This is a genomic window from Vreelandella sedimenti (assembly GCF_013416325.1).
In the GTDB taxonomy this organism is placed as follows: domain Bacteria; phylum Pseudomonadota; class Gammaproteobacteria; order Pseudomonadales; family Halomonadaceae; genus Vreelandella; species Vreelandella sedimenti.
In genome coordinates this window covers 1-2419 of the sequence record NZ_JACCGK010000046.1, presented here as the reverse complement: position 1 = coordinate 2419, position 2419 = coordinate 1, and the positions used below count along the sequence as shown (strand labels likewise).

Sequence of the window (2419 nt, the reverse complement as noted above, 5' to 3'; positions counted from 1 at the left end):
GGGTGAGGAGGAGTCCATCCCATTGGGTAACGAGCGAAGCGAGGCACCCGCGAATGCATCGCGTAGGGATGCCAGACCAATGCAACCAAACTGGCCGTTGAGCCCAAGATAATAAACATTTTTTGCATGGCCACGTGACCTAAGGCGAACTTATGAATAAAGTAAGGTTAATAAATTAGCGTGAACAATTTAAGAGATTAGTTTGACTGCTTAGATCAGTGTGCCGGGTAGAGAACAAACAGAGACGGTGGCAAGCGGAGCGTTTTAACGTAGCCCAGATGCACTGGGGCGGTAGCGTGGTTAGAGGGAAGGTAACTAAGTTATAGCATCAAGACGCTGGGTGTTGACTGCCACATTGGGTTCAGTGGCGAGGTAGCCCAGGAGGCGACAACTTCAGTTGCCCCCATCTCACTAGGATGACGACAATTGTTGTATTGAATGAAAAAATGTATCCAGTAAATGAATGTATTCTCAGTTCGAATGCTCATTCCACGAACGCGAATGGAGGCGCGAACCTCATTAAGGAAAGGGCTCCTGGCCATTTGTGGAAACTCCTTAATTTTACGTGTGCTGTTTTATAAAACACATAAATAACAAGGATTTGATGAGCTCATTTGTGTGTTTATGTGCAATTTGTAAAGATGGCTTAAAATGATAACGCGCATGCGCACAAATAAGCTGTTATGTCTAAGGAGAGCATGGATGCAATTTCAAGTTATCCCGATTATCCGGATCTTCGAAGAGGCAAAGGCCAAGGAGTTCTATCTGGAATTTCTCGGTATGTCGTTGGATTGGGAGCACCGCTTTGAGCCGAGCTTTCCTATTTACATGCAGGTTTCCAGAGGTGATCTGGTCTTTCACCTGAGCGAACATTCAGGAGACTGTACTCCTGGCTCTAAAACGTTCGTGAATACTGATGAGCTAGAGGCCTTGCACCGTGAAGTTTCGTCGCAAGGTTACAGGTACTGCCTGCCGGAAATTACGACAGCACCCTGGGGCGACAGGGTGTTCGAAGTGGTAGATCCGTTTTCAAACAGAATCTTATTCAATGAACGGACAACCACTTAATTAGGCCAGTTACGGCGACGGTTACTACATTGCGCCCGCGCTTGCTGAACGGCGTTAGTCAAATAGAGGAGGGCTTGGCTGCCTAGCTTTTACTGTCCAAGTTTTTGGGGTCAGTTCAGTGATGGCGGGCGTTGAGTTTGTAGAAAAAAACATATAAGAAGCGGTCAGCATGCCGCAGCTCAAGCCCTCTAACCCCGATCAANTCAGCATGCCGCAGCTCAAGCCCTCTAACCCCGATCAAAACGCCATGGTGGTGATCAACTACCAAGATCAACTCCACCCCAGCTCCTTTAAGCACTCCGTGAATGACTGATTGAGCGCATGCTCGACTTGCCGTTTTTCCAGCCCAGTAGATGTGCTTATAACGGAGTAATGCCACAACAGGTTTCGCATAACCATGCGCCACTTAGGTAACGGCGACGTCGACGGCTCATATGAAAGTCCAGGCCAATACCCTCGTAACCTTATTTCCCTGCTTCATTTCTATTTCCCGTATATCAACGGCACCGAGCTTACGAATCAATTTCTTTGCAGGCTTAACGTTGTCAGCTTTTGAAACCAGGCTGCTAAACCAGCGGCATTGTCCAGTCCCAATATCGAGCAGTTTGATGCTGGGCTGTTCATGGCCAAGCCCAAACTCAAAGAAATCCGCCATGTAATGGATGTAGTCGGCTCTGCTGGGATGGGAGGGCAAAGTGCGTCCTCTGGAATCTCCCAATCGATAATGTTGTAGTACCTGTTTAATAACACTGCGTTGAGCGTTTTTACTGCCAATGGGTCTGCGAAATCGATGGAAAGATCGCCATGAGCGTTCGGTTTTACATGGGGGCTAGTGCTGGGTGGCTTTTTACGAGAGCAGGGAAGTCATAGCCTTGGTTGTGTAGATTCCTCGGGTGCAGACCTTTGCGAGCAAGCCTGGCTTGGCTTTTTTCACTTCGATGGAGGGTGTTCACAGTAATTGGCCCGAGACTTGGCGTTCAATAGTTGAGTGGGTCTGGCTTAGCCAGTGATTATAATCTTAATGGTTATGTTGAGCATACTCGACAGTTCGAGGGTAGCGAAAGGCCTCTGGCTATACGTGTTTTGCCTAACACCTATGAGCCTTCTCTCTGTCAATAGACCGCAGTGTTTTTTATTGGCCGCGTCAGCGGCCAATATCAAGTCCCTGAGCCAGTGATCCTACTTCATCTGTCATCGTTGGCTATTGGTGGCTTACAGCAAACACCTATTGAGGCTCTCTTAACGTGGTGGTTTACCACTGCCAGACCGCGTTGCTCCTTGCAGGTGGGGCTGGGGCACTAGACATTCATCGGTTAACCAGCATCTGTCCTATTCAAACAGCGGGTTACTT

At 48.3% G+C, this 2419-nt stretch carries 3 protein-coding genes and 1 pseudogene; 1 reads left to right on the top strand and 3 read right to left on the bottom strand.

The window, feature by feature from the left end:
• Positions 1-320: 320 nt before the first annotated feature.
• A complete protein-coding gene (locus HZU72_RS24290) occupies positions 321-542 on the bottom strand; it encodes a phage integrase N-terminal SAM-like domain-containing protein (RefSeq protein ID WP_180096363.1) in 222 nt (73 codons plus the stop codon).
• Positions 543-702: 160 nt separating this feature from the next.
• On the opposite strand from HZU72_RS24290, the gene HZU72_RS23530 reads away from it, so the two are divergent.
• Positions 703-1068: a glyoxalase superfamily protein gene (locus HZU72_RS23530; RefSeq protein WP_180096361.1), complete on the top strand. Its 366-nt coding sequence runs from the start codon at positions 703-705 to the stop codon at positions 1066-1068.
• 430 nt (positions 1069-1498) lie between these two features.
• On the opposite strand, the gene HZU72_RS23965 is transcribed toward HZU72_RS23530, so the two are convergent.
• Both HZU72_RS23965 and HZU72_RS23960 read right to left on the bottom strand, forming a co-directional pair.
• Positions 1499-1723, bottom strand: coding sequence for an RlmF-related methyltransferase (locus HZU72_RS23965; protein ID WP_235976225.1), 225 nt, complete (start codon positions 1721-1723; stop codon positions 1499-1501).
• Positions 1712-1860, bottom strand: a pseudogene (locus HZU72_RS23960) (hypothetical protein); the annotation flags it as partial. The pseudogene HZU72_RS23960 and the gene HZU72_RS23965, both read right to left, overlap by 12 nt.
• Positions 1861-2419: the final 559 nt, after the last annotated feature.

Coding starts and splice junctions, on each gene's coding strand:
- HZU72_RS24290 (WP_180096363.1), bottom strand. CDS start 542: ATGGCCAGGAGCCCTTTCCTTAATGAGGTTCGCGCCTCCATTCGCGTT.
- HZU72_RS23530 (WP_180096361.1), top strand. CDS start 703: ATGCAATTTCAAGTTATCCCGATTATCCGGATCTTCGAAGAGGCAAAG.
- HZU72_RS23965 (WP_235976225.1), bottom strand. CDS start 1,723: ATGGCGGATTTCTTTGAGTTTGGGCTTGGCCATGAACAGCCCAGCATC.